At 72.1% G+C, this 20,379-nt stretch carries 18 protein-coding genes; 7 read left to right on the forward strand and 11 right to left on the reverse strand.

The window, feature by feature from the left end; genetic code table 11:
• Positions 1 to 13: 13 nt before the first annotated feature.
• The 4 genes from H7965_RS21060 (at position 14) to H7965_RS21075 (ending at position 3,929) form a co-directional block, all read left to right on the forward strand.
• Positions 14 to 1,018 carry a quinone oxidoreductase family protein gene (locus H7965_RS21060; protein WP_186772555.1) on the forward strand — a complete coding sequence of 335 codons (1,005 nt, stop codon included), beginning with the start codon at positions 14 to 16 and terminating at the stop codon, positions 1,016 to 1,018.
• Positions 1,015 to 1,425, forward strand: a complete 411-nt coding sequence (locus H7965_RS21065) for a PaaI family thioesterase (protein ID WP_186772556.1) — start codon at positions 1,015 to 1,017, stop codon at positions 1,423 to 1,425. The genes H7965_RS21060 and H7965_RS21065 overlap by 4 nt, the downstream gene beginning before the upstream one ends.
• Positions 1,422 to 2,891, forward strand: coding sequence for a class I adenylate-forming enzyme family protein (locus H7965_RS21070; protein WP_186772557.1), 1,470 nt, complete (start codon positions 1,422 to 1,424; stop codon positions 2,889 to 2,891). Before H7965_RS21065 ends, H7965_RS21070 begins: the two co-directional genes overlap by 4 nt.
• Positions 2,892 to 2,969: 78 nt before the next feature.
• On the forward strand, positions 2,970 to 3,929 hold the full coding sequence (locus H7965_RS21075; RefSeq protein WP_186772558.1) for a Bug family tripartite tricarboxylate transporter substrate binding protein: 960 nt from the start codon (positions 2,970 to 2,972) through the stop codon (positions 3,927 to 3,929).
• Between the two features lie 192 nt (positions 3,930 to 4,121).
• Here H7965_RS21075 and H7965_RS21080 read toward each other — a convergent pair whose 3' ends face one another.
• Positions 4,122 to 4,649 (reverse strand): hypothetical protein, encoded by a 528-nt coding sequence (locus H7965_RS21080; protein WP_186772559.1) that lies wholly within the window; start codon positions 4,647 to 4,649, stop codon positions 4,122 to 4,124.
• Between the two features lie 200 nt (positions 4,650 to 4,849).
• Between H7965_RS21080 and H7965_RS21085 the strand changes: the two genes are divergently transcribed.
• Genes H7965_RS21085 through H7965_RS31795 form a run of 3 tightly spaced genes read left to right on the forward strand, consistent with a single transcriptional unit; the run spans position 4,850 to position 7,184 of the window.
• Positions 4,850 to 5,170 (forward strand): PepSY domain-containing protein, encoded by a 321-nt coding sequence (locus H7965_RS21085; RefSeq protein ID WP_186772560.1) that lies wholly within the window; start codon positions 4,850 to 4,852, stop codon positions 5,168 to 5,170.
• Positions 5,170 to 5,835, forward strand: a complete 666-nt coding sequence (locus H7965_RS21090) for a response regulator transcription factor (protein WP_186772561.1) — start codon at positions 5,170 to 5,172, stop codon at positions 5,833 to 5,835. The genes H7965_RS21085 and H7965_RS21090 overlap by 1 nt, the downstream gene beginning before the upstream one ends.
• Positions 5,832 to 7,184, forward strand: coding sequence for a sensor histidine kinase (locus H7965_RS31795; protein ID WP_186772562.1), 1,353 nt, complete (start codon positions 5,832 to 5,834; stop codon positions 7,182 to 7,184). The genes H7965_RS21090 and H7965_RS31795 overlap by 4 nt, the downstream gene beginning before the upstream one ends.
• A 5-nt stretch (positions 7,185 to 7,189) precedes the next feature.
• Here H7965_RS31795 and H7965_RS21100 read toward each other — a convergent pair whose 3' ends face one another.
• The 10 genes from H7965_RS21100 to H7965_RS21145 all read right to left on the reverse strand — a co-directional run bounded on the left by H7965_RS21100 (position 7,190) and on the right by H7965_RS21145 (position 20,376).
• Complete coding sequence (locus H7965_RS21100; RefSeq protein WP_186772563.1) at positions 7,190 to 8,281, reverse strand: LLM class flavin-dependent oxidoreductase; 1,092 nt, start codon at positions 8,279 to 8,281, stop codon at positions 7,190 to 7,192.
• A 240-nt stretch (positions 8,282 to 8,521) separates the two neighbouring features.
• The gene (locus H7965_RS21105) at positions 8,522 to 8,875 is read right to left on the reverse strand and encodes a hypothetical protein (RefSeq protein ID WP_186772564.1); all 354 of its coding nucleotides are present in this window, start codon (positions 8,873 to 8,875) and stop codon (positions 8,522 to 8,524) included.
• Between the two features lie 151 nt (positions 8,876 to 9,026).
• The gene (locus H7965_RS21110; RefSeq protein WP_186772565.1) at positions 9,027 to 12,119 is read right to left on the reverse strand and encodes an efflux RND transporter permease subunit; all 3,093 of its coding nucleotides are present in this window, start codon (positions 12,117 to 12,119) and stop codon (positions 9,027 to 9,029) included.
• A 1-nt stretch (position 12,120) separates the two neighbouring features.
• Positions 12,121 to 15,270 (reverse strand): efflux RND transporter permease subunit, encoded by a 3,150-nt coding sequence (locus tag H7965_RS21115; protein WP_186772566.1) that lies wholly within the window; start codon positions 15,268 to 15,270, stop codon positions 12,121 to 12,123.
• Between the two features lie 37 nt (positions 15,271 to 15,307).
• A complete protein-coding gene (locus H7965_RS21120; protein WP_186772567.1) occupies positions 15,308 to 16,522 on the reverse strand; it encodes an efflux RND transporter periplasmic adaptor subunit in 1,215 nt (404 codons plus the stop codon).
• 91 nt (positions 16,523 to 16,613) lie between these two features.
• A complete protein-coding gene (locus tag H7965_RS21125) occupies positions 16,614 to 18,035 on the reverse strand; it encodes an efflux transporter outer membrane subunit (protein WP_186772568.1) in 1,422 nt (473 codons plus the stop codon).
• Positions 18,036 to 18,037: 2 nt separating this feature from the next.
• Entirely contained in the window at positions 18,038 to 18,466 is a 429-nt protein-coding gene (locus tag H7965_RS21130) for a periplasmic heavy metal sensor (protein ID WP_186772569.1), read from the reverse strand.
• Positions 18,466 to 18,891, reverse strand: a complete 426-nt coding sequence (locus H7965_RS21135) for a hypothetical protein (RefSeq protein ID WP_186772570.1) — start codon at positions 18,889 to 18,891, stop codon at positions 18,466 to 18,468. Before H7965_RS21135 ends, H7965_RS21130 begins: the two co-directional genes overlap by 1 nt.
• The gene (locus H7965_RS21140; protein ID WP_186772571.1) at positions 18,888 to 19,529 is read right to left on the reverse strand and encodes a sigma-70 family RNA polymerase sigma factor; all 642 of its coding nucleotides are present in this window, start codon (positions 19,527 to 19,529) and stop codon (positions 18,888 to 18,890) included. The genes H7965_RS21135 and H7965_RS21140 overlap by 4 nt, the downstream gene beginning before the upstream one ends.
• 49 nt (positions 19,530 to 19,578) lie before the next feature.
• The gene (locus H7965_RS21145) at positions 19,579 to 20,376 is read right to left on the reverse strand and encodes a YdcF family protein (RefSeq protein ID WP_186772572.1); all 798 of its coding nucleotides are present in this window, start codon (positions 20,374 to 20,376) and stop codon (positions 19,579 to 19,581) included.
• Between the last annotated feature and the right edge of the window lie 3 nt (positions 20,377 to 20,379).

Here is a 20,379-nt window from a genome sequence, read left to right on the forward strand (position 1 = left end):
ATTGTTGCAATCGATGCGTGCCCTCGTGCTGCGCCAGCATGGCGATCTGGACCGGCTGGCGCTGGAAGCGGACTACCCTACGCCGAAGCCTGGTCCGGGCCAGGTGGTGATCCGCGTCCGCGCCTCCTCCTTCAACTATCATGACGTCTTCACCGTGAAGGGCATGCCCGGCATCAAGGTGCCGATGCCGGTGGTCATCGGCCTCGACATGGCCGGCGAGATCGCCGAGCTCGGTCCGGAGGTCGCCGGCTGGTCAACCGGCGAGCGCGTCATGGTCAACCCCATCAACAAGGCCAAGGGCCTGATGGGCGAGATGCTGGATGGCGGCATGGCGGAGTACTGTCTGGTCGAGGCGGCGCAGCTGATCCGCATCCCCACTGGCGTCAGCTTCGAGCAGGCGGCGTCGCTGCCGGTGGCCTATGGCACCGCGCACCGGATGATCGTGACCCACAAGACCATCAAGGCCGGGGACAATGTGCTGATCCTCGGCGCCTCGGGCGGCGTCGGCACCGGCTGCGTGCTGCTGGCGAAGCAGCTCGGCGCCTATGTCGTCGCGGCCGCAGGCAGCGCGGAGAAGTGCGAGCGGCTGAAGGAGATCGGCGCCGACGAGGCGATCAATTACAACGAGGTCGATTTCTCGAAGTGGGCGATCCAGCGCTTCGGCAAGCCGCAGCGCCGCAGCTACGAGGGCGGCGTCGACGTCCTGATCAACTACACCGGCGGCGACACCTGGGCCCCCGGGCTGCGCTGCGTGAAGCGCGGCGGCAAGATCCTGGTCTGCGGCGCGACGGCTGGCTTCGACCCGAAGGAGGATCTCCGCTTTATCTGGACCTTCGAGTTGCAGGTGATCGGCAGCAACAGCTTCTACAACGAGGATTTCGAATCGCTGCTCGGCATGATCCAGCGCGGCGAGATGAAGCCGGTGATCGACACGGTGGTGCCGCTGGAGAAGGCCGCCGAGGGGCTGGCGCTGATCCGCGACCGCAAGGTCATGGGCAAGGTGGTGGTGACGCCATGACCATCTCCCTCGAGGAAGCCCAGGCGCTCGTCACCCGCGCGCCCTACCACAAATGGCTCGGCCTGAAGGTCGAGGCGGTCGGGCAGGGCGAGATCACCATCCGCGCCACCTGGCGCGAGGAATGGGTGGTGAATCCGGACCGCCGCTACACCCATGGCGGCATCCTCGCCGCGCTGGTCGACCTCGCCGCCGATTGGGCGCTCGGGATCGAGCTGGGGCGCGGCATCCCGACCGTCGACATGCGGGTCGACTACCATCGCGCCGCCATGCCGGGCGACCTGATCTGCAAAGGCAAGGTGGTGCGGCAGGGCGGCATGGTCTCGGTGGCGGAGGCCGCCATCTACGACCTCGACGGCAAGCTCTGCGCCTCCGGCCGCGGCACCTACCTCACCGCGCCGCCGAAGTGACCGGCTTCACCAACCTGGGCGCGCTGATCGACCGCGCCCGGGACCCGGCCAAGCCGGCGCTGATCGACCTCTCGGGCGCGGCGCCGCGCGAGGTGAGCTACGCGGAACTCGACGCGCTGAGCAATGCCGCGGCGCGCGGGCTGCTGCGGCGGGGGCTCAGGCGCGGCGACCGGGTCGGCATCCTCGCCGCCAATTCAACCGAATTCCTGGCGGCGCTGAACGGCGCGATGCGTGCCGGGCTGGTCGCCGTGCCGGTGAACTGGCGCTTCCCGCCGGCAACGGTCGAATACGTGCTGCGCAACAGCGGCGCCGCACTGGTGCTGACCGATGCCGCCCGCGCCGCCGCGGTGCCGGAGGGCGTGCCGGGCATCACCTTCGGCAGCGCCGCATGGGATGCGCTGCTCGATCCCGGCGATTTCACCCCGGTGATGCCGGAGCCGGCGGAGCCGGCCCTCTTCCTCTACACCTCCGGCTCCACCGGCCGGCCAAAGGGTGTGGTGCTGTCGCACCAGTCGCATCTCTGGGTGGTGGAGCAGCGACTGGCCGGCGCCGACATGGCGCGGGAGAGGGTGCTGATCGCCGCGCCGCTCTATCACATGAACGGGCTGGCGCTGGCCCAGCTTGCCTCGGCCGCCCACATCACCGTGGTGCTGCTGCCGGCCTTCGAGGCGCGCAGCTACATCCGCGCCATCGGCGCGCACCGCGTCACCTGGATCACCGGCGTGCCGCCGATGATGGCGATGCTGCTGCAGGAGCGGGAGACGCTGACGGCGACCGACACCAGCTGCGTCCGCCATGTCCGCTGCGGCTCCGCGCCGGTCTCGCCGGCGCTGGTGGCGGCGATCCGGGCGGCCTTCCCGCAGGCCGGTTTCGTCAACGGCTACGGCACCACGGAAGCCGGGCCGGTGGTGTTCGGCAGGCATCCGGAGGGCATCCCGACCCCGCCGCTCTCGGTCGGCTACCCGCATCCGGCGGTGGAACTGCGCCTGAACGCCGACAATGTGCTGGAGCAGAAATGCCCGGCGCTGATGAACGGCTACTGGAACCGCCCCGACCTGAAATCGCCGCTGACCCCGGATGGCTTCTACGTCACCGGCGATGTCTTCCACCGCGACGAGAACGGCTTCTTCACCGTGGTCGGCCGGATCGACGACATGTTCATCTCGGGCGGGGAGAACATCTTCCCGAGCGAGGTGGAGAAGGTCCTGGAGAGCCATCCGGCGGTCGAGCAATCCGCCGTCATCCCGGTGCCGGACGCCATCAAGGGGACCAAGCCCGTTGCCTTCGTGGTGCGGCGCGGGGCGGTGGATGAAGCCGCGCTGAAGGCCCATGCCCTGGAGCATGCCCCCGCCTATATGCACCCACGGCGTATCTGGTTCCTCGATGCGCTGCCGCTGATGGGGACCAACAAGATCGACAAGGCCCGGCTTGCCGCGCTGGCGGCGGAGCGGCTGGGCGCCGACTGAACCGCCGCGCCAGCGGGCGCGGCCCAGGAAACCGCCGGGGGGAAGCGCCGTCACTCCAGCCTATGGAGAATGACGAGCATGTTTCGACGCCACCTGCTTGCCGTGCCGGCGCTGGCCGCCTGGCCGGCCCGCGCCCAGGGCTTCCCGAACCGGCCGGTCACCATGATCGTGCCCTATGCGCCCGGCGGCTCGGCCGATGTGCTGGCCCGGGTGATCGGCCCGCCGATGGGGGAGTTCCTCGGCCAGTCCGTGGTGGTGGAACTGCGGCCGGGCGCCGGCGGCAACATCGGCGCCGCCCATGTCGCGCTGAACGCGAGGGCGGATGGCCATATCATCCTCTTCGCCTCGCTCTCGCTCTCCACCGCGCCGGCGCTGCAATCGATTCCCTTTGACCCGCTGCGCGACCTGGTCGCCGTCGCCGGGCTCGGCGCCATCCCGAATCTGCTGGTGGTCTCCCCGAAAAGCCCGTTCCACGGCGTCGCCGACGTCATCTCCGCGGCGCGGATGAAGCCGCGCGAGATCTCCTACGGCAGCAGCGGCCCCGGTACCGGCAGCCACCTGGCCGGGGCGCTGCTCGGCGCCGAGGCGGGGGTGGAGCTGCTCCATGTGCCCTATCGCGGCTCCGGCGCGGTCTACCCCGATCTGATCGCGCAGCGCATCAGCATCCTGCTCGACGTGATGGGCAGTTCGGCGCCCCAGGCGGCGGCCGGCGCGGTGCGGCCGATCGGCATCACCGCGAAGCAGCGGGCGGCGGCCTTCCCGGAGGTGCCGACCATCGCCGAGCAGGGTATCGCCGGCTATGAATTCCTCACCTGGTTCGGCTTCTTCGCCCGCAGCGGCACGCCGGAGCCGGCGCGGGCCAGGCTGGAAGCGGCCATCCACCATGCCGTCGCCACGCCGGAGGTGCAGGAACGGCTGGCCCAGGCCAGCGCGGTCCCGCTGCCGGCGGATGGCGCCGGCTTCGGCGCCTGGTTTGCGGCGGAGGTCGCGCGCTGGAGGGGCATGGTCCAGGCCGGCAGCCTGGCGCAGCTCGGTTAGGATGGATCGCCACGCAGCGTCCCCGGACCCGCGGCGCGCCCATTGCCCATCATGCACGGGATCGGCCCGTGCATCCGGCTTTGCTGCGAAGGCAAGGAATTGGGGAGGCCGATCAGGTCCCGCCATGACGATTGCGGGTGAAGGTGAGGGCGGCCACGCCGGGCAGAGGCACTCCGGCTGGCGGGGCCTGCCTCAGCGCCATGGCGAGGAGGTGACCTGCCCGCTCCAGCCATCCACCAGCAGCCGCATCGGCATGCCCGAGGCATCCCGCGCCCGCAGCCGCCAGGCGCCGTGCTGCCACTCCACCTCGGTCACCGTGCCGTAGCCGGCACGCCCGGCCGCGGCGATGGCGGCGGCGGCATTCACCGGCGCGACCTGGGCCAGACGGTCCCGGTCCAGGGGCGTATCGCGGCAGGTCACCACCGCGCCATCCGGGCGGATCATCCGCCGCGGCTCGAACTCCCCGTCCTTGTCCCACTGGCCGAGCAGTTCCACCGTCTCGCCGGCCACCGCGCGGATGGCACAATCCTCGGCATCCACCCGCACTGGCCGGTCATCCTCCCGCCGAAGCTGCATCCTCTCCCGCCCCACCGTCTCGACCACGCCGGTGATCCGCTGCAGCCCTGCCTCGCCCCGCCGGTCGGAAGCCAGGGCCACGGCTGAGGGGACCAGCCCCACCAGCGCCATCAGCATCGCCAGCCGCACCAGGGAATCGTCCATGCCGAACATCCGCCAATCTCCATGCTGTTGTTGCGGGGCGGAGTCACGCCTTCAGGCATCCGGCCTTCCGGCGATCCGCTCCGGGGCGATGGCTCGCAGCGCCCTCGGTCTCTCGTGGCGGAGCATGACGAGGGGAGGCTGAACCTTCGCTGAGCGTGCCGTTCAGCCTGGGTTCAGCTTCGGGGGCGCATCCCGGCGCCATGCAGCGTAGGACCATCCTCACCCTGCTCGGTGGCATGGCGGCCGCCCTCCGGGCGGCGCCCGCGCCGGCGCGCGACGACCAGGACCGTGCCCGGGCGGCGCTTGCCGCCGGCGAGATCCGGCCGCTGTCCGAGATCCTGGCCGAGGTCGAGCGCCGCTACATCGGTCGAGTGATCGAGGTGGAACTCGACCGCGAGGACGGCCGCTGGGTCTACGAGTTCAAGCTGCTGCCGCCGAGTGGCCGGGTCTATGAGCTGGAGGTTGACGCCGCCACCGCCGCGCTGCTGAAGAGCAAGGGGCCGGTGCAGGAGCGGCGCTGATGCGGGTGCTGGTGGTGGAGGACAGCGCGGCGCTGGCGGCGCAGCTCCGCGCCGCGCTGGCCGAGGCCGGCTTCGTGATGGATGCCGCCGCGGATGGCGAGGAGGCGCTCTTCCTCGGCGAAACCGAGCCCTATGATGCGGTGGTGCTCGACCTCGGCCTGCCGAAGCTTGACGGGTTGTCGGTGCTGAAGCGCTGGCGCGCGGCCGGAAGGCGCATGCCGGTGCTGATCCTGACGGCGCGCGACGCCTGGACCGAGAAGGTGGAGGGGCTGAACGCCGGCGCCGACGACTACCTGGCCAAGCCCTTCATCATGGCCGAGCTGATCGCCCGGCTGCAGGCGCTGATCCGCCGCGCGCACGGGCTGGCCTCGGCGGAGATCCGGCTCGGCCCGCTGCGCATCGACACCGCGGCGCGCAGCGTCACCCTGGCCGGCGCCGTGGTGCGGCTGACCGCGCTGGAATACGGCGTGCTGGCCTATCTGGCGCATCACGCCGGCCGGCCGGTCTCGAAGACCGAGCTGACCGAGCACCTCTACGCCCAGGATTTCGACCGCGACAGCAACACGCTGGAGGTGGTCGTCGCCCGGCTGCGCAAGAAGCTCGGCGGGGCGCTGATCGAGACCCTGCGCGGCCAGGGCTATCGGCTGGTGGCCGGCAGCGGGTGACCCGCCCGCGCGGCACCTTCTCGCTGACCCGGCGGGTCGCGCTGCTGGCGGCACTCTGGGTCGCGGCGGGACTGGTGCTGACCGGCTGGTTCGTCGCCGGCCTCGCCGGGCGCTCCATCGTCGCGGCGGCGGATGCCCGGCTCTCGGCCACGCTCGATGCCGTCATCGCCGCGGTTGCCATCGGTCCTGCGGGGGTGCCGCGGCTCGACCGCTCGCCACCCGATTCGGAGTTCGAGCGGCCGCTGTCCGGCCGCTACTGGCAGGTGACCGGCCCGGGCGGGGTGGCCCGCTCCCGCTCGCTCTGGGACGCCGCCCTGCCAGCGCCGCCGCTCAAGGCAGAGGAGGCCGGAAGGCCGGTGGCGCGCGACGCGGCCGGACCGCGCGGCGAGGGCCTCCGCCTGCTGGAACGCCGGATCGTGCTGCCGGACACGCCGCAGCCGCTGCTGGTGCAGGTGGCCGCCTCGCGCGCCGAGACCGAACGGGAGCTGGCCTGGCTGCGCCACGGCCTTGTGCTCGCCTTCGGCCTGCTCGGCACCGGCCTGGTCGCCGGGGTGGCGGCCCAGGTGGTCTGGGCGATGCAGCCGCTGCGCGAGGCGCGTGCCGCCCTGGCGGCGGTCAGGGCAGGCGAGCGTGAGCGCCTCAACCTTGCCGCGCCGGCGGAGATCGCGCCGCTGGTCGAGGAGGTGGATGCGCTGATCGCCCAGAACCGGGCAACGGTGGAGCGGGCGCGGGCGCATATCGGCAATCTGGCGCATGCGCTGAAGACGCCGGCGGCGGTGCTCACCAATGCGCTGGACCAGGTCAGCGGACCGGGCGCCGAGGTGGCGCGGGTCCAGGCCGGGGAGATCGAGCGCATCCTGCGCCACCATCTGGCCCGCGCCCGGGCATCGGCCCTGGCTGGCGCCGCCACCGGCAATGTCGATGCGCGGGCGGTGGTGGAGGAGGTGGCGGCAGCGCTGCGGCGGCTGCAGGGGGAGGGTGGGGCGACCATCGCCGTGCAGGGCCTTTCCGGGCTGCGGCTGCGGGCCGACCGGCAGGATCTGGTCGAGATGCTCGGCAACCTGATCGAGAACGCCTGCAAATGGGCGGCCTACCGCATCGAGATCCGGCTGGGAGCGGAAGGCCGGATGGCGGTGCTGGAGGTGGAGGACGACGGGCCGGGGCTGCCGGCGGGCCAGGAACCGGCGACCGGGCGCGGCGTGCGGCTCGATGAGTCGGTGCCGGGGACCGGCCTCGGCCTCGCCATCGTCGATGATCTGGCGAGGCTGCACGGCGGGCGGCTGGTACTGGCACCCGGGACCAGGCTCGGCGGGCTCCGCGCCCGGCTGGAACTGCCGGCGGCGGGTTAGGCGGCCTATTCGGCGGCGGCCGGCACTGCATTGTGGATGGCGGCGCGGGTCGCCGGCAGCAGCTCCTGCCCGAAGGCCACCGCATCCTCCAGCGGGTCGAAGCCGCGGATCAGGAAGGTGGTGATGCCGAGGGCGTGGTACTGCGCCAGCGTTTCCGCCACCTGCTCCGGCGTGCCGACCAGCGCGGTGGTGTTAGCGCCGGCGCCGACCGCGGCGGCGACCTCGGTCCAGAGCCGCGTGTCGCGCACCGCGCCCCCCGCCGCAGCGGCCAGCAGCCGTTGCGAGCCGACGCTCTCCGACTTGGCGCTGCCGTTGCCGAAGCGCTCGCCGCGGATCTCCCGGATGCGTTCGAGAATGCCGCGGGCGCGGGTCCAGGCGGCCTCCTCGGTCGCCGCCAGCACCGGGCGGAAGGACAGGCTGAAGCGGATGGAGGCCGGGTCGCGCCCGGCCCGGGCGACACTGGCGCGGACCTTGCCGATGGTCTCGCGCGCCTGATCCAGCGTCTCGCCCCAGAAGGCATAGACATCGGCGATGCGCCCGGCGATGTCGATGGCGACATCGGAGGAGCCGCCGAAGAACACCGGGATGCTCCGCATCGGCTTCACCTCGGAGAAGCCGCCCTCGAAGCGGTAGTAGGTGCCCTGGTGGTCGAAGGGCGTGGTGCTGGTCCAGAGCCGCTTCAGCAACGCGGCGTATTCCTCGGAACGGGCGTAGCGCTCGTCATGCGAGAGGTAGTCGCCGTCCTTCTTCTGATCCTGCGGGCTGCCGCCGCTGATGACATGGACCGCGGCGCGGCCGCCGGAGAGCTGGTCGAAGGTGGCGAATTGCCGGGCCGCCAGGGTCGGGGCGATGAAGCCCGGCCGGTGCGCCACCATGAAGCCGATGCGCGAGGTCGCCGCCGCGGCATGGCTCGCCACCAGCAGCGCATCCGGGGAGGTGCTGCCCCAGGCCACCAGGATGCGGTCGAACCCCGCCGCCTCATGCGCCTGGGCGAAGCGGCGGACGTAGTCCGGGTCGATGACCGGACCCTGCGGCGGATGGATCTCCGACTGCGCACGATGCGAAATCATGCCGATGAACTCGAGCGGATGGGCCATTGGCGGCTCCTTCAGGACCGGAGTCCGGAGGTTTCGCGGGCCGCTTGCGGCCCGCCATGCCGCCATTAGGCCCTGGCCCGGCGCGCGGATCAACGCCGGCGTGGCCGCTATCACTGGCCGGCGTCGCCCCGAAGCACGCTGCAGGATATCATCCGGCAACCCGGGTCCCGTGCGCCGACCAGGTGGTGCCGTACCGGCACCACCGCCCGTTGCCTGCGGAGCGGCGTCACGCTCCGGGCGTCAGCGGTCGTATTCGACGCTGTACATGCCGCCGCCGCGCTGCACCAGGCGTGGCGTGCCGCCGCTCGAAAGCGGCATCGTCGGCGTTGCGGTATCGTAGATCACCTCCAGCATGCCATTGACGTTCTCCAGCCGCAGCACGCGCTGTGACTGTGGCTGACCCGGCGCCATGTCGTAGACGATGGTCAGGCCGCCGCCGCCCTCGCTGATCATCACCTGGCGCACGGTGCGCTCGCCGATCGCGGCGCTGGTCTGCATGCGCTGCCCGGGCTGCATCGGCGCCGGCGCGGTCTGCGCGAAGGCGGTGCCGGCGGCGAGGGCGAAGGCAGCGACGAGAAGATTCCTGCTGATCATGGTGGTGTTCCTCCGTTCACCCCCGCTGCTTCGGCGGTCGGACGAGCGCGGTTACCTGGCTCGGGACGCCGCCGCCCGCTCTCGCGATCTCGTCATGATCCTGTGGCACGAATCCGCTGGCGACCACGGTCGCATCAGCCCGCGGGTCGTTCTACTCCGCCGGTGCCAGCCTGGCGGCCAGCTTGCGGCCCGGCTTGCGGTCGAGCGCCAGATAGACCACCGGCGTGGTGTAGAGCGTCAGCAACTGCGACAGCAGCAGCCCGCCGATGATGGCGATGCCGAGCGGCTGGCGCAGCTCCGACCCCGCGCCGGAGGCGACCACCAGCGGCACCGCGCCGAACACCGCGGCCAGCGTCGTCATCAGGATCGGCCGGAAGCGCTCCCGGCAGGCGGCGAGGATGGCCTCGACCCCGCCGATGCCCTCGGTGCGCTCATGCTCCAGCGCGAAATCCACCAGCATGATGGCGTTCTTCTTGACGATGCCCATCAGCAAAATCACGCCGATCAGCGACAGCACGCCGAAGGGCGTACCGGTCGCCAGCAGCGCCAGCAGCGCACCGATGCCGGCGGTCGGCAGGGTGGAGATGATGGTGATCGGGTGCAGCAAATGCTCGTAGAGCACGCCGAGCACGATGTAGATGGACAGCAGCGCCGCCAGGATCAGCAGCGGCTGGCCCTGGGTGAAGGACTGGAAGGCGCGGGCGTTGCCGGCGAATTCGGTGCGCATGCCGTCGGGCAGCCCGATGTCGGCCGCCGCCCGCTCGACCAGCGCCGTCGCCTCGCCGAGGCTCATGCCCGGCGCCAGATTGAAGGTGATGGTCGCCGCCGGATACTGCCCCTGGTGAGAGACCGAGACCGGCGCCGAGGTCGCCTCCAGGGTGACGAGGCTCGACAGCGGCACCTGAATGCCGCCGCTGCCGGAGACGTAGATGTTGTCCACCTGCTCCGGGTGCTGAGCCAGCGAGGGCTCGATCTCCAGGATCACCCGGTACTGGTTGCGGCTGCGGTAGATGATCGAGACCTGGCGCTGGGAGAAGGAACTGTTGAGCGCCGCCGTCACGGCCTGGGCGCTGACGCCGAGCCGCGCCGCCGCGTCGCGGTCGATCACCAGCCGGGTGACGAGGCCGGCCCGCTGCTGGTCGGAGTTGACGTCGTTGATGCCCGGCAGTTCGCGCAGCCGCTGCACCAGCGGCTCCGACCAAGTGGCGAGGCCCTCGAGGTCGGGCGAGAGCAGCACGAACTGGAATTGCGCATTGCCGGCGCGGCCGCCGATCGCGACATCCTGCACCGCGCGCAGGAAGGTCTGGATGCCGGGTATGGTGGACAGCGGCCGGCGCAGCCGGTCGATCACCTGCGCCGCGGTGACGTTATCGCGCTCCGCCAGCGGCTTCAGGCTGATGAAAACCCGCCCGGTGCTGACCGAGACGCTGCCGTTGCCGGACCCGACCGAGGAGGCGATGCTGGCGATCGCCGGGTCGCGCCGCATCACCTCCACCACGCGTTCCTGCAACTGCAGCATGGTCTGGAAGGAGGTATCCGGCGCGGCGCGGGTCGCCGCGATGATCAGCCCGGTGTCCTGCTCCGGGAAGAAGCCCTTGGGCACGATCATATAGAGCCAGACGGTGACGCCGACGAGGCCGATGGTCGCCACCAGCATCAGTCTTCGCACCCGCAGCACATAGCCGAGGCTCCAGAGATAGCCGCGGGTCAGCCGCTCCATCGCCGCGTCGATCCCGCGCGAGAGGCGGCCCGGCGGCGGTGGCTCGGCGCGCGCCAGATGCGCCGCCAGCATCGGCGTCAGGGTCAGCGACACCACGCCGGAGATCGCCACGGCGATGGCGAGAGTGGCCGAGAATTCGCGGAACATCCGGCCGATGATGCCGCCCATGAACAGCAGCGGGATGAAGACCGCGATCAATGAGACGGTAATGGAGACGACCGTGAAGCCGATCTGCCGGGCGCCCTCCAGCGCCGCCTGCATCGGCTTCATGCCGCGCTCCATCAGCCGCGCCATGTTCTCGATCATGACGATGGCGTCGTCGACCACGAAGCCGACCGAGATGGTCAGCGCCATCAGCGACAGGTTGTTGAGCGAGTAGCCGAGCAGCCACATCACCGCCAGGGTGCCGAGCAGCGAGAGCGGCACCGCCGCGCCGGCGGCGACCACCGAGGAGGTGCGGCGGAGGAACAGCGCCACCACCATGATGACCAGCGCGATCGAGATCAGCAGCGTGGTCTGCACCTCGTGCACGCTGGCGCGGATGGTCTCCGAGCGGTCGCGGATGGTACGGATCTCGACGCCGCCCGGCAGCCAGCGGCGGACCTCCGGCAGCAGCGCCTGGATGCCATCCACCACCTCCAGCACATTGGCGTCGGCCTGCTTGAAGATGACCATCAGCACCGCGGGCCGGCCGTCCACCGAGCCGCCCTGGCGGCGGTCGCGTACGTCCAGCGCGACCCGGCCGATGGAGTTGATCCGGACGATGGCGCCATCCGCCTGGCGGCGGACGATGATTTGGCCGAACTCCTCGGCCGAGAGCAGCCGGTCGTTGACGGTGACGGCGGCGGCCTGGTCGGGGCCGTCGATCAGCCCGGTAGGCTGGGTGACATTGGCCTGGGTGATGGCCTGGCGCACCGCCTCCATGCTCACCCCGGCGGCGCGGGCGGCGGGCGGGTTGATGGTGACCCGTACCGCCGGCTGCTCGGCGCCCTGGATCTGCACCTGGGCGACGCCGGGCACCTGGGCGAGGCGCGGCGCCACCAGGCTGTCCGCCGCGTCATAGACCGCGCCCGGGCTCGCGGTCTCCGAGGACATCGCCATGATCAGCACCGGCGCGTCACCGGGATTGGCCTTGCGGAAGCTGGGTGGCGAGGGCAGGCCGGCGGGCAGGTCGGTGCCGGCGGCGTTGATCGCGCCCTGGATGTCCCGCGCCGCGCCCTCCACGTCGCGCGACAGGTCGAATTGCACCACCATCCACATGCTGCCGAGGGAGGAGGAGGAGGTCATCTCCGTCACCCCGGCGATGGCGCCGATCCGCCGTTCCAGCGGCGCCGCGACGGAGGCCGCCATGGTGGCGGGATCGGCGCCCGGCTGGCTGGCCCAGACCACGATGGTCGGCAGGTCGACCCGCGGCAGCGGCGCGATCGGCAGGTGCAGATAGGCGACCAGCCCGGCCAGCGCCATCCCCAGCGCCAGCAGCGCCGTGCCGATCGGTCGCCGGATGAAGGGCTCGCTGATCGACACGCTATTCCGCCGCCACCGGCCGCGGCCGCCGCGCCAGCCGCCGCGCCCTCTCGCGCAGCTGCTCCATCGCCAGATAGACCACCGGGGTGGTGTAGAGGGTGATCACCTGGCTCAGCAGCAGCCCGCCGACCACCGAGACGCCGAGCGGCAGCCGCAGCTCGGACCCCGTGCCGCTTTCCAGCACCAGCGGCAGCGCGCCCAGCAGCGCCGCCATGGTGGTCATCATGATCGGGCGGAAGCGCAGGATGCTGGCCTCGGTGATCGCCTCGCGCGGGGTGCGGCCGTGGTCGCGCTGCGCCTCCAGCGCGAAGTCGATCATCATGATTGCGTTCTTCTTGACGATGCCCATCAGCAGAACGATGCCGATCAGCCCGACCACCGAAAGGTCGAGGTCGAACAGCCGCAGCGCCAGCAGCGCGCCGATGCCGGCCGAGGGCAGGGTCGAGATGATGGTGACCGGGTGGATCACGCTCTCGTAGAGCACGCCGAGCACGATGTAGATGACGATGAGCGCGGCCAGGATCAGCCAGGGCTCGCCGCGGAGCGAGCGCTGGAATTCTGCGGCGTCGCCGGCGAAGCTGCCGGCGATGGTCGCCGGCATGCCGAGTTCGGCCTCGGCGGCGCGGATGGCGGCGACGGCCTCGCCCAGCGAGGCACCGGGGGCGAGGTCGAAGCCGAGGGTGATGGCGGGGAACTGCCCCTGCTTGGTCACCGTCAGCGGCCCGGCGGCGCGGCCGATGCGGGCGATCTCGGCCAGCGGCACCTGCGGCGTGCCGGCCGGTGCCTGCACCGGCGTGCCCTGCGCCGTCGCCGCCAGCCCGGCGGTCGCCGGCACCCGCAGCATGCCGATCATCGCCGGGTCGTCGCGCACCCCAGGCGTTGCCTCCAGCACCACGCGGTACTGGTTGTTCTGGGCGTAGATGGTGCTGATCTGGCGCTGGCCGAAGGCATTGTAGAGCGTGTCGTCGATCGCCTGCATGGTGACGCCGAGCCGGCCGGCGAGGTCGCGGTCGACATCGAGGGTGACGCGCAGCCCGCCGTCGCGCTGGTCGGAGCCGACGTCGCGCAGGATCGGCAGCGCCGCCATCCGCGCTTCCAGCCGTGGCGCCCAGCGGCCGAGCTCCGCCGGGTCCGGCCCCATCAGCGTGTACTGGTATGCGGTGCTGCCGGGGCGGGCGCCGATCTGGATGTCCTGCACCGGCTGCAGCTGCACGACGGTGCCGGAGAGCGCGTCCAGCCGCGGCTGCAGCCTGAGCGCGATGTCATGCGCGTTGTCGGCCCGCAGGTCGCGCGGAACCAGCACCGCGGTGACGCGGCCGGTGTTCGAGGCCGGGTTGACGACGCCGGCGCCGACCACCGAGGTGACGGCCGCCACCGCCGGGTCGCTGCGGATCACCTCGGCCACCTGGCGTTGCAGCTCCGCCATGCGACCGAAGGAGACATCGTCCGGTCCCTCCACCGAGGCGACGATGAGGCCGGTGTCCTGCTGCGGCAGGAAGCCCTTCGGCATGACGACGTAGAGCGCGACGGTGCCGGCGACGGTCAGGGTCGCCAGCAGCAGCATCAGCCCCTCATGCCGCAGCGCCAGGTGAAGGCTGCGGGCGTAGCCGTCGCGCAGCCGGTCGAAGCCGCGCTCGAAGGCGGCGCCGATGCGGCTGGTGGAGACGGTGTCGGCCGGGCGCAGGAGCCGGGCGCACATCATCGGCGTCAGGGTCAGCGAGACGAACATCGAGACGGTGACGGCGATGGTCAGGGTCAGGGCGAATTCCTGGAACAGCCGCCCCACCACCCCCGGCATGAACAGCAGCGGGATGAACACCGCGACCAGGGAGACGGTCAGCGAAACCACGGTGAAGCCGATCTGCCGGGCTCCCTCGAAGGCGGCCTGGAGTGGCTTCTTCCCGCCCTCGATCAGCCGGACGATGTTCTCGATCATGACGATGGCGTCGTCGACGACGAAGCCGGTCGCGATGGTCAGCGCCATCAGCGACAGGTTGTTGAGCGAGAAGCCGCAGACCGCCATCACGCCGAAGGTGCCGATGATCGACAGCGGCAGGGCGACACCCGCGATCACCGTCGCCCTGCCGCTGCGCAGGAACAGCCAGATCACCGCGACCACCAGGAAGACCGCCAGCGCCAGGGTGAACTGCACGTCATGGACCGAGGCGCGGATGGTCTCGGTGCGGTCGGCGACGACATGCAGTCGGGCGCCCTGCGGCAGGGCGCGTTCCAGCATCGCCAGCTGCGCCCGCACATCGCGCACCGCGCCGACGATATTGGCGCCGGGCTGGCGCTGCACATCCACCAGCACCGCCGGCGCGCCGTTGTACCAGGCACCGTTCAGCACGTTCTCCAGGTCGAGCACCGCGCCGCCGATGTCCCTCAGCCGCACCGGCGCGCCATTGCGCCAGGTGATGATCAGCTCGGAAAAGGCCTCGGGCGAGCGGATCTGGTCATTGGCCATGATCGCGCTGGCCTGGCGCGGCCCGTCGATGCTGCCCTTCGGGGTGTTGACGTTGCCGGCGGCGATGGCGGTGCGGACATCCTCCAGCGACAGCCCGTAGGCCGCCAGCCGGGTCGGGTCGGCCTGCACCCGCACCGCGGGCCGCATGTTGCCCTGTACGATAACCCGGCCGACGCCGCTCACCTGGCTCAGCCGCTGCGCCAGCAGCGAATCCGCAGCATCCGAGAGGCGATGGATCGGCAGGGTGTCGGAGGTCAGCGCCAGGGTGATGATCGGCGGATCGGCCGGGTTCACCTTGGCGTAGGTCGGCGGGTAGGGCAGGGAGGCGGGCAGGGTGCCGCGCGCCGCGTTGATCGCCGCCTGCACATCCTGCGCCGCATCGTCGATGTTGCGGTCGAGGGTGAATTGCAGGGTGATCCGGCTGGTGCCCGGCCCACTGGTGGAGACGATGTCGGTGAGCCCGGCGATCTGCGCCAGTTGCCGTTCCAATGAGGCGGTGACCAGCAGCGCCACCGTCTCCGGCGAGGCGCCGGGCAGCTGCGTCGTCACCTCGATGGTCGGGAAATCCACCTCCGGCAGGGCGGAAACCGGCAGGCGCAGATAGCCGAAGGCGCCGGCCAGCAGCACCGCGATCGACAGCAGCATGGTGGCGACCGGGCGGGCAATGAAAGGGGCGGAGATGTTCATGGGCCGGTCCGCGGCCGCCCGAGGCCGGCGGGCGTGCTCACGGCCGCGCGTCGGCCGCCTGGCGCGGCCGCAGGCGGCGCTGGCCGGGCTCCGGCGGGGCCACCGGCGCGCCATCCTCGCTGACCGCAACGGCGGTGCCGGGCGTCAGCCGCAACCCGCCCGAGGTTACCACCCGCTCCCCGGCCGCTACCCCCTGGCGCACCACCGCCTCGGTGGCGGTCAGCGGGCCGAGCTGCAGCATCCGCTGCTCCACCGTGCGGTCGGGCTTGAGGACGAAGGCGAAGGCGCCCTCCGGCCCACGCTGCACTGCCACCAGCGGAATGGTGGTGACATCGGGCACCGTCTCCACCTGCAGCCGCACGGTGACGAAGGCGCCGGGCCAGAGCTTCCCGTCGTCATTGGGGAAGATCGCCTTCAGCTTGATGGTGCCGGTCTGCGGATCGACCGCGTTGTCGAGGGTCAGCAGCTCGCCGTCGGCGGTGCCGCCGGGGCGCTGCGCGCGCACCGGCACCGGGCCACGCGACAGCGCTTCCAGCACCCGCGGCACCTCCTGCTGCGGCAAGGTGAAGGTCACCGCGATCGGCTGTAATTGGGAGACGGTGACAATGCCGGTGGCGTCGCCCGAGCGCACCAGATTGCCCTGGTCCACCAGCCGCAGCCCGACCCTGCCGTCGATCGGCGACCGGATGGTGGTGAAGGAGAGCTGGGTCCGCGCCTGGTCGATCGCCGCCTGGTCGGCCGCCACCTGGGCCTCGTATTGCGCGACCGTCGACCGCTGGGTGTCCTGCTGCTGGCGGGAGACGCCGGCATTGGCGGCAAGCTGGGTGTAGCGCTGCAAATCGAGCCTTGCATTGGCCAGCAGCGCCTCGTCCTGCGCCTTCTTCGCCAGCGCCTGGTCGAGCTGCGCCTGGTAGCTGCGCGGGTCGATCCGCGCCAGCACCTCGCCGCGCCTGACCATCTGCCCCTCGGTGAAGCCGATCTCGATCAGCTGGCCATCCACCTGGGCGCGCACGGTGATGGTGTTGAAGGCCTGCACCGTGCCGATGGCATCCAGCATCAGCGGCACGTCCTGCCGCCGCGCCGCGGTGATGGTGACCGGCACCGGCCCGCCCATGCCGGGGCCGCCGCGCCGGCCGCGCTGCTCCGCCTGGGGGGCGGGCGCCGCAGCCTGCCGGGTGAACCACCACCAGGCGCCGGCTCCGCCGCCGGCGAGGACCAGCAGGGCGATCAGGATGAGGAAGCGGCGGCGCATGGATGCAGGATCGACCTTGCTGGCAGGTGGAATTGATACGCGGCCCGCGCCGCCGGCCCACACCAGGGCGGTGCGCAGGATATGGGGCGGCTCACGGCATCCCCCACCCCCCGCCCAGGGCGCGGAACAGCCCGACCGCCGATTGCAGCCGCGCCAGCCGTGCCTGGGCCAGGGTATTGCGGGCGGAGAACAGGGTCTGCTGGGTGTTGAGCAGGGTGACGAGGTCGATGGTGCCGGCGTTGAGCTGCGCCTCGGAGATCGCATAGGCCCGCTCCGCCATCCGTACCGCCGCCGCCTGCAACCGTTCCTGCTCCGTGGTCTGGCGCAGCGCCACCAGGGCGTTCTCGGTATCGACCAGGGCGGCCAGGATGGCACCGCGGTAGGTCGCCAGCAGCTCCTCCGCCCGCGCCTCGCTGATCCGCACCTGGCCGCGCAGCGCACCGCCCTGGAAAATCGGCTGAGTCAGCCCGGCGGCGATGTTGAAGACCACCGAGCCCGGCCGCAGCAGGTTCTCAAGCGCCAGGCTGGTGAAGCCGCCGGAACCGGTCAGCGTGATGGAGGGCAGCAGCTGGGCCCGCGCCGCCACCACATTGGCCTGGGCGGCGGCGAGGTCGGCTTCGGCGGTCAGCACGTCCGGCCGCCGCGCCAGCACCTCGGCCGGCAGGCCGGGGGCGACGCGCGGCACCGCCAGCCGGTTGAACACCCCGCCCGCCACCCTGATGGTCTGCGGCGGCCGCGCCACCAGCGTGCCGAGTGAATTGCGGTTCTGCTCCACCAGTTGCTGCAGCGGTGGCACCTGCGCCTGCTGCTGCGCCAGCACCGTCTCCTGCTGCGCCAGGTCGAGGCCGGTCGCGGTGCCGACCGAGACCCGGTCGCGGATCACCCGCAGCACCCGCCCGGCGATCTCGAGGTTCTGCTGCTGCAGCGCCAGTTGGTCCTGCGCCGCGAGCATGGCGAAATAGGTGTTGGCGACCGCGGCCTGGGTGGTCAGCGTGATGGTCCCGGCGCTGAACCGGCTGGCGCTGGCGGCCTGCTGCGCCGCTTCCGTCGCCGCCCGGTTCTTACCCCAGAAATCGATCTCGTAGCTGGCCGAGAGCGCCAGCCGGTCGCTGGAGGAGACGCGGATGCTGGTGGTGCGGCCGACGCCGGTGATGCTGGCGGCGCTGGCGCCGCCGCTCTGCTGCCGCAGCGCCTGGGCGGTGAGGTCGATGCTCGGCAGCAGCGCCGCGCCGGTGATCCGCACCTGCGCATCGGCCTGGCGGATGCGGGCCTCGGCGGCGGCGATGTCGGTGTTGGCGGCCATCGCCTCGGCCATCAGCCCGTCCAGCTCCGGCGCGCCGAAGCCGCGCCACCAGAGCGGGTCCGGCCATTGCACCGGCGCGGCGGCATCGGCGGCGGCCAGCCGGGCCGGCAGGCCGATGCCGGAGGTGGTGGCGCCCGGCGTCAGCCAGCTGCAGCCGCCGAGCAGCACCGCGGCGCCGGCCAGCGCCGCCCATCCCGGGAATGCCGCCATGCTCAGCGAACGGGTGGCTGGGAGGCCGCGATGCGCGCGCGGCCCTCGGGCGAGACCTCGGCCATGGCGTGCACCAGGGTTTCGGTGAAGATGGCGTTGAAACCGGTCCAGCGCTCCGACCAGCGGGTCATCGCGAGGCGCAGCACCTCCGGGTCGAAGGGGTCGCGGGTCATCGCCGCATCGACTTCGGCGCGGGCGGCGCGCAGCGCCGCCAGGGCGCCGGCGTAGCCTTCCCGCTCCCGGTCCAGCACGCCGCGGAACACCGGCCGGTCGGCCTCGGGCAGCGAGGCCTCGATCCGCGCTACCATGCGGTCGAAGCCGCGGCCGCGGTGTTCGCGCGGCGTCGGCGTGGCGAGCACCAGCCAGCCCAATACGAGGTTCAGCACCACCGAGGCCCCGAGCAGCCCCGCCATCCACCTGAATCTGCGCATCAGAGCGATTCGCCAGCCAGCGGCAGGGTCAGCAACGGCCCGAGCGGATCCACCGCCGCGCGCGGCACGCCGGCGAGGCCGAGCCAGAGCGCGCAGGTGGCGACCGCCACCAGCGCCCCCCAGCCGGCCGGCGCCGCCGGGTGCAGCGCGGCACGCAGCCGGGCCAGCAGCCCGGATGGGGCCGGCAGCGGCGCGCGGGCGATGCTGCGGGCGATGCGGTCCTGCAGCCGGGCCAGGGCAGCGGGATCGGGCCGCGGCAGCGCGCCGCGCAGCGCCGCATCCAGCGCCCGGGCCTCGGCCAGGGCGGCGCGGGCGGCGGGGCTGCCGGCCAGCAGCGCCTCGGCGGCGGCGCGGTCGGCCGCCGGCCAGCGCGCCAGGGCCGGGCCGCGGCGGTCGAGCAATTCGGCAAAGCGCTCGGGGGTCATGGCTTGCCTTCCAGCAGGGCGCGCAGGGCCTGGCGGGCACGGCGCAGCAGCCCTTCCAGCGCGCGTTCGGAGACATCGAGGGCGGCGGCGGCCTCGGCCCCGCTCAGCCCATCCTCATAGGCGAGGGCGATGGCGGCGCGGTGCTTCGCCGGCAAGGTGGCCAGGGCAGCGTGCAGCGTGGCGGCGCGCTCCGCAGTCGCGGCCTGCTCCTCCGGCCCGGGAGCGGGGTCGGGCCATTCCGCCAGCACCTCCGGCCCCAGGGCAGGGCCGGCGGTGGCGCGGCGGCGGGCCCGGTCGATCGCCAAGTTCAGCACGATCCGGTGCAGCCAGGTGGTGAAGCGGGCGCGCTCCGGGTCGAAGCCGGCCGCGGCCTGCCAGGCGCGGAGGAAGGCCTCCTGCGCCACATCCTCGGCCTCGTCGCGGGCGCCCGGGCTGTCGCCCAGCACCCGGAGAGCGAGGCGCAGCGCCCGCTCGCCATGCCGGCCGACCAGCTCGGCGAAGGCGGTGCGGTCGCCCGCCGCGGCCGCCTGCATCAGCGCGGCATCCGTGGCGCCGGCGAGATCCATCAGCCGCGCGGTGCGTGCCGGGGTGGCGGCCGCCGCGCGGCACCAGGAGGGGAGGGTGAGGGAATGCGCCATGGGCTCTGCCCGGGTGATACGTGGCGGCGGCGTGCAACCCACGCGGCCTTCAGGGCGCCGGGAACACCGCCCCGGTCCGCCCCATCAGCCGATAGGCCAGCAACCCGATCCATTCCTTCAGCCCCCATTCGAACTCTCCCAGCCGGACCGGGAAGGAGGCATCGTACCAGACCGCAACGGTATGCCCGGTACGGTAGTTCACCGGCCAGGGGGTGATCTGCCAGCCGGCATGGCGGAACACCCCCATCGACCGCGGCATGTGGCTGGCGGAGGTCACCAGCAGCCAGGTCTCGCCCGGCTTCGGTGCGGCCAGCGCCAGGCTGAGGACGGCATTCTCATGGGTGTTGCGCGCCGCAGTCTCCAGGATGATGCGGTCGGCCGGGACGCCGAGGCTCAGCCAAAGCTCGCGGGCAACATCGGCCTCGGTCATCCCGCCATGCAGCAGGGAGCCCTGGCCGCCGGTGAACAGCAGCTTCGCCTCCGGGTGGCGGCGCAGCAGGGCGACCGGCTCGGTCATCCGCTCCGCCGCGCCGTTCAGCGCCGGCAGGCCGCGCGCCTCGGTCAGGTTCTGCTCCACCGCGCCGCCGAGGACGACGATGCCGTCGATATGGGCCGGCTCGGTGGCGGGGCGCGGGAAACGCTCCTCAAGGGGCAACTGCACCCATTGGTGCAGCGGCAGCGCCAGCAGCGCGACGTAGAATCCGAGCCCCGCCAGCAGCGGCCAGCGCCCCCAGCGCCGGCCGCGCCACATCAGCGCGAGGCCGAGGATGGCCAGCAGCAGCGCCGCGGTGCCCGGCCGGGCCGGCAGCCAGAGCAGCTTGGACAGGACGTAGGTGATGTCCTGCACCGG

The organism is Siccirubricoccus deserti (genome assembly GCF_014283215.1).
Taxonomy (GTDB): domain Bacteria; phylum Pseudomonadota; class Alphaproteobacteria; order Acetobacterales; family Acetobacteraceae; genus Siccirubricoccus; species Siccirubricoccus deserti.

What these genes read in the sequence shown, in the direction of transcription:
- H7965_RS21060 (WP_186772555.1), top strand. Translation starts at nt 14, where the DNA reads ATGCGTGCCCTCGTGCTGCGCCAGCATGGCGATCTGGACCGGCTGGCG.
- H7965_RS21065 (WP_186772556.1), top strand. Translation starts at nt 1,015, where the DNA reads ATGACCATCTCCCTCGAGGAAGCCCAGGCGCTCGTCACCCGCGCGCCC.
- H7965_RS21075 (WP_186772558.1), top strand. Translation starts at nt 2,970, where the DNA reads ATGTTTCGACGCCACCTGCTTGCCGTGCCGGCGCTGGCCGCCTGGCCG.
- H7965_RS21080 (WP_186772559.1), bottom strand. Translation starts at nt 4,649, where the DNA reads ATGGACGATTCCCTGGTGCGGCTGGCGATGCTGATGGCGCTGGTGGGG.
- H7965_RS21085 (WP_186772560.1), top strand. Translation starts at nt 4,850, where the DNA reads ATGCAGCGTAGGACCATCCTCACCCTGCTCGGTGGCATGGCGGCCGCC.
- H7965_RS21090 (WP_186772561.1), top strand. Translation starts at nt 5,170, where the DNA reads ATGCGGGTGCTGGTGGTGGAGGACAGCGCGGCGCTGGCGGCGCAGCTC.
- H7965_RS21100 (WP_186772563.1), bottom strand. Translation starts at nt 8,281, where the DNA reads ATGGCCCATCCGCTCGAGTTCATCGGCATGATTTCGCATCGTGCGCAG.
- H7965_RS21105 (WP_186772564.1), bottom strand. Translation starts at nt 8,875, where the DNA reads ATGATCAGCAGGAATCTTCTCGTCGCTGCCTTCGCCCTCGCCGCCGGC.
- H7965_RS21115 (WP_186772566.1), bottom strand. Translation starts at nt 15,270, where the DNA reads ATGAACATCTCCGCCCCTTTCATTGCCCGCCCGGTCGCCACCATGCTG.
- H7965_RS21120 (WP_186772567.1), bottom strand. Translation starts at nt 16,522, where the DNA reads ATGCGCCGCCGCTTCCTCATCCTGATCGCCCTGCTGGTCCTCGCCGGC.
- H7965_RS21125 (WP_186772568.1), bottom strand. Translation starts at nt 18,035, where the DNA reads ATGGCGGCATTCCCGGGATGGGCGGCGCTGGCCGGCGCCGCGGTGCTG.
- H7965_RS21130 (WP_186772569.1), bottom strand. Translation starts at nt 18,466, where the DNA reads ATGCGCAGATTCAGGTGGATGGCGGGGCTGCTCGGGGCCTCGGTGGTG.
- H7965_RS21135 (WP_186772570.1), bottom strand. Translation starts at nt 18,891, where the DNA reads ATGACCCCCGAGCGCTTTGCCGAATTGCTCGACCGCCGCGGCCCGGCC.
- H7965_RS21140 (WP_186772571.1), bottom strand. Translation starts at nt 19,529, where the DNA reads ATGGCGCATTCCCTCACCCTCCCCTCCTGGTGCCGCGCGGCGGCCGCC.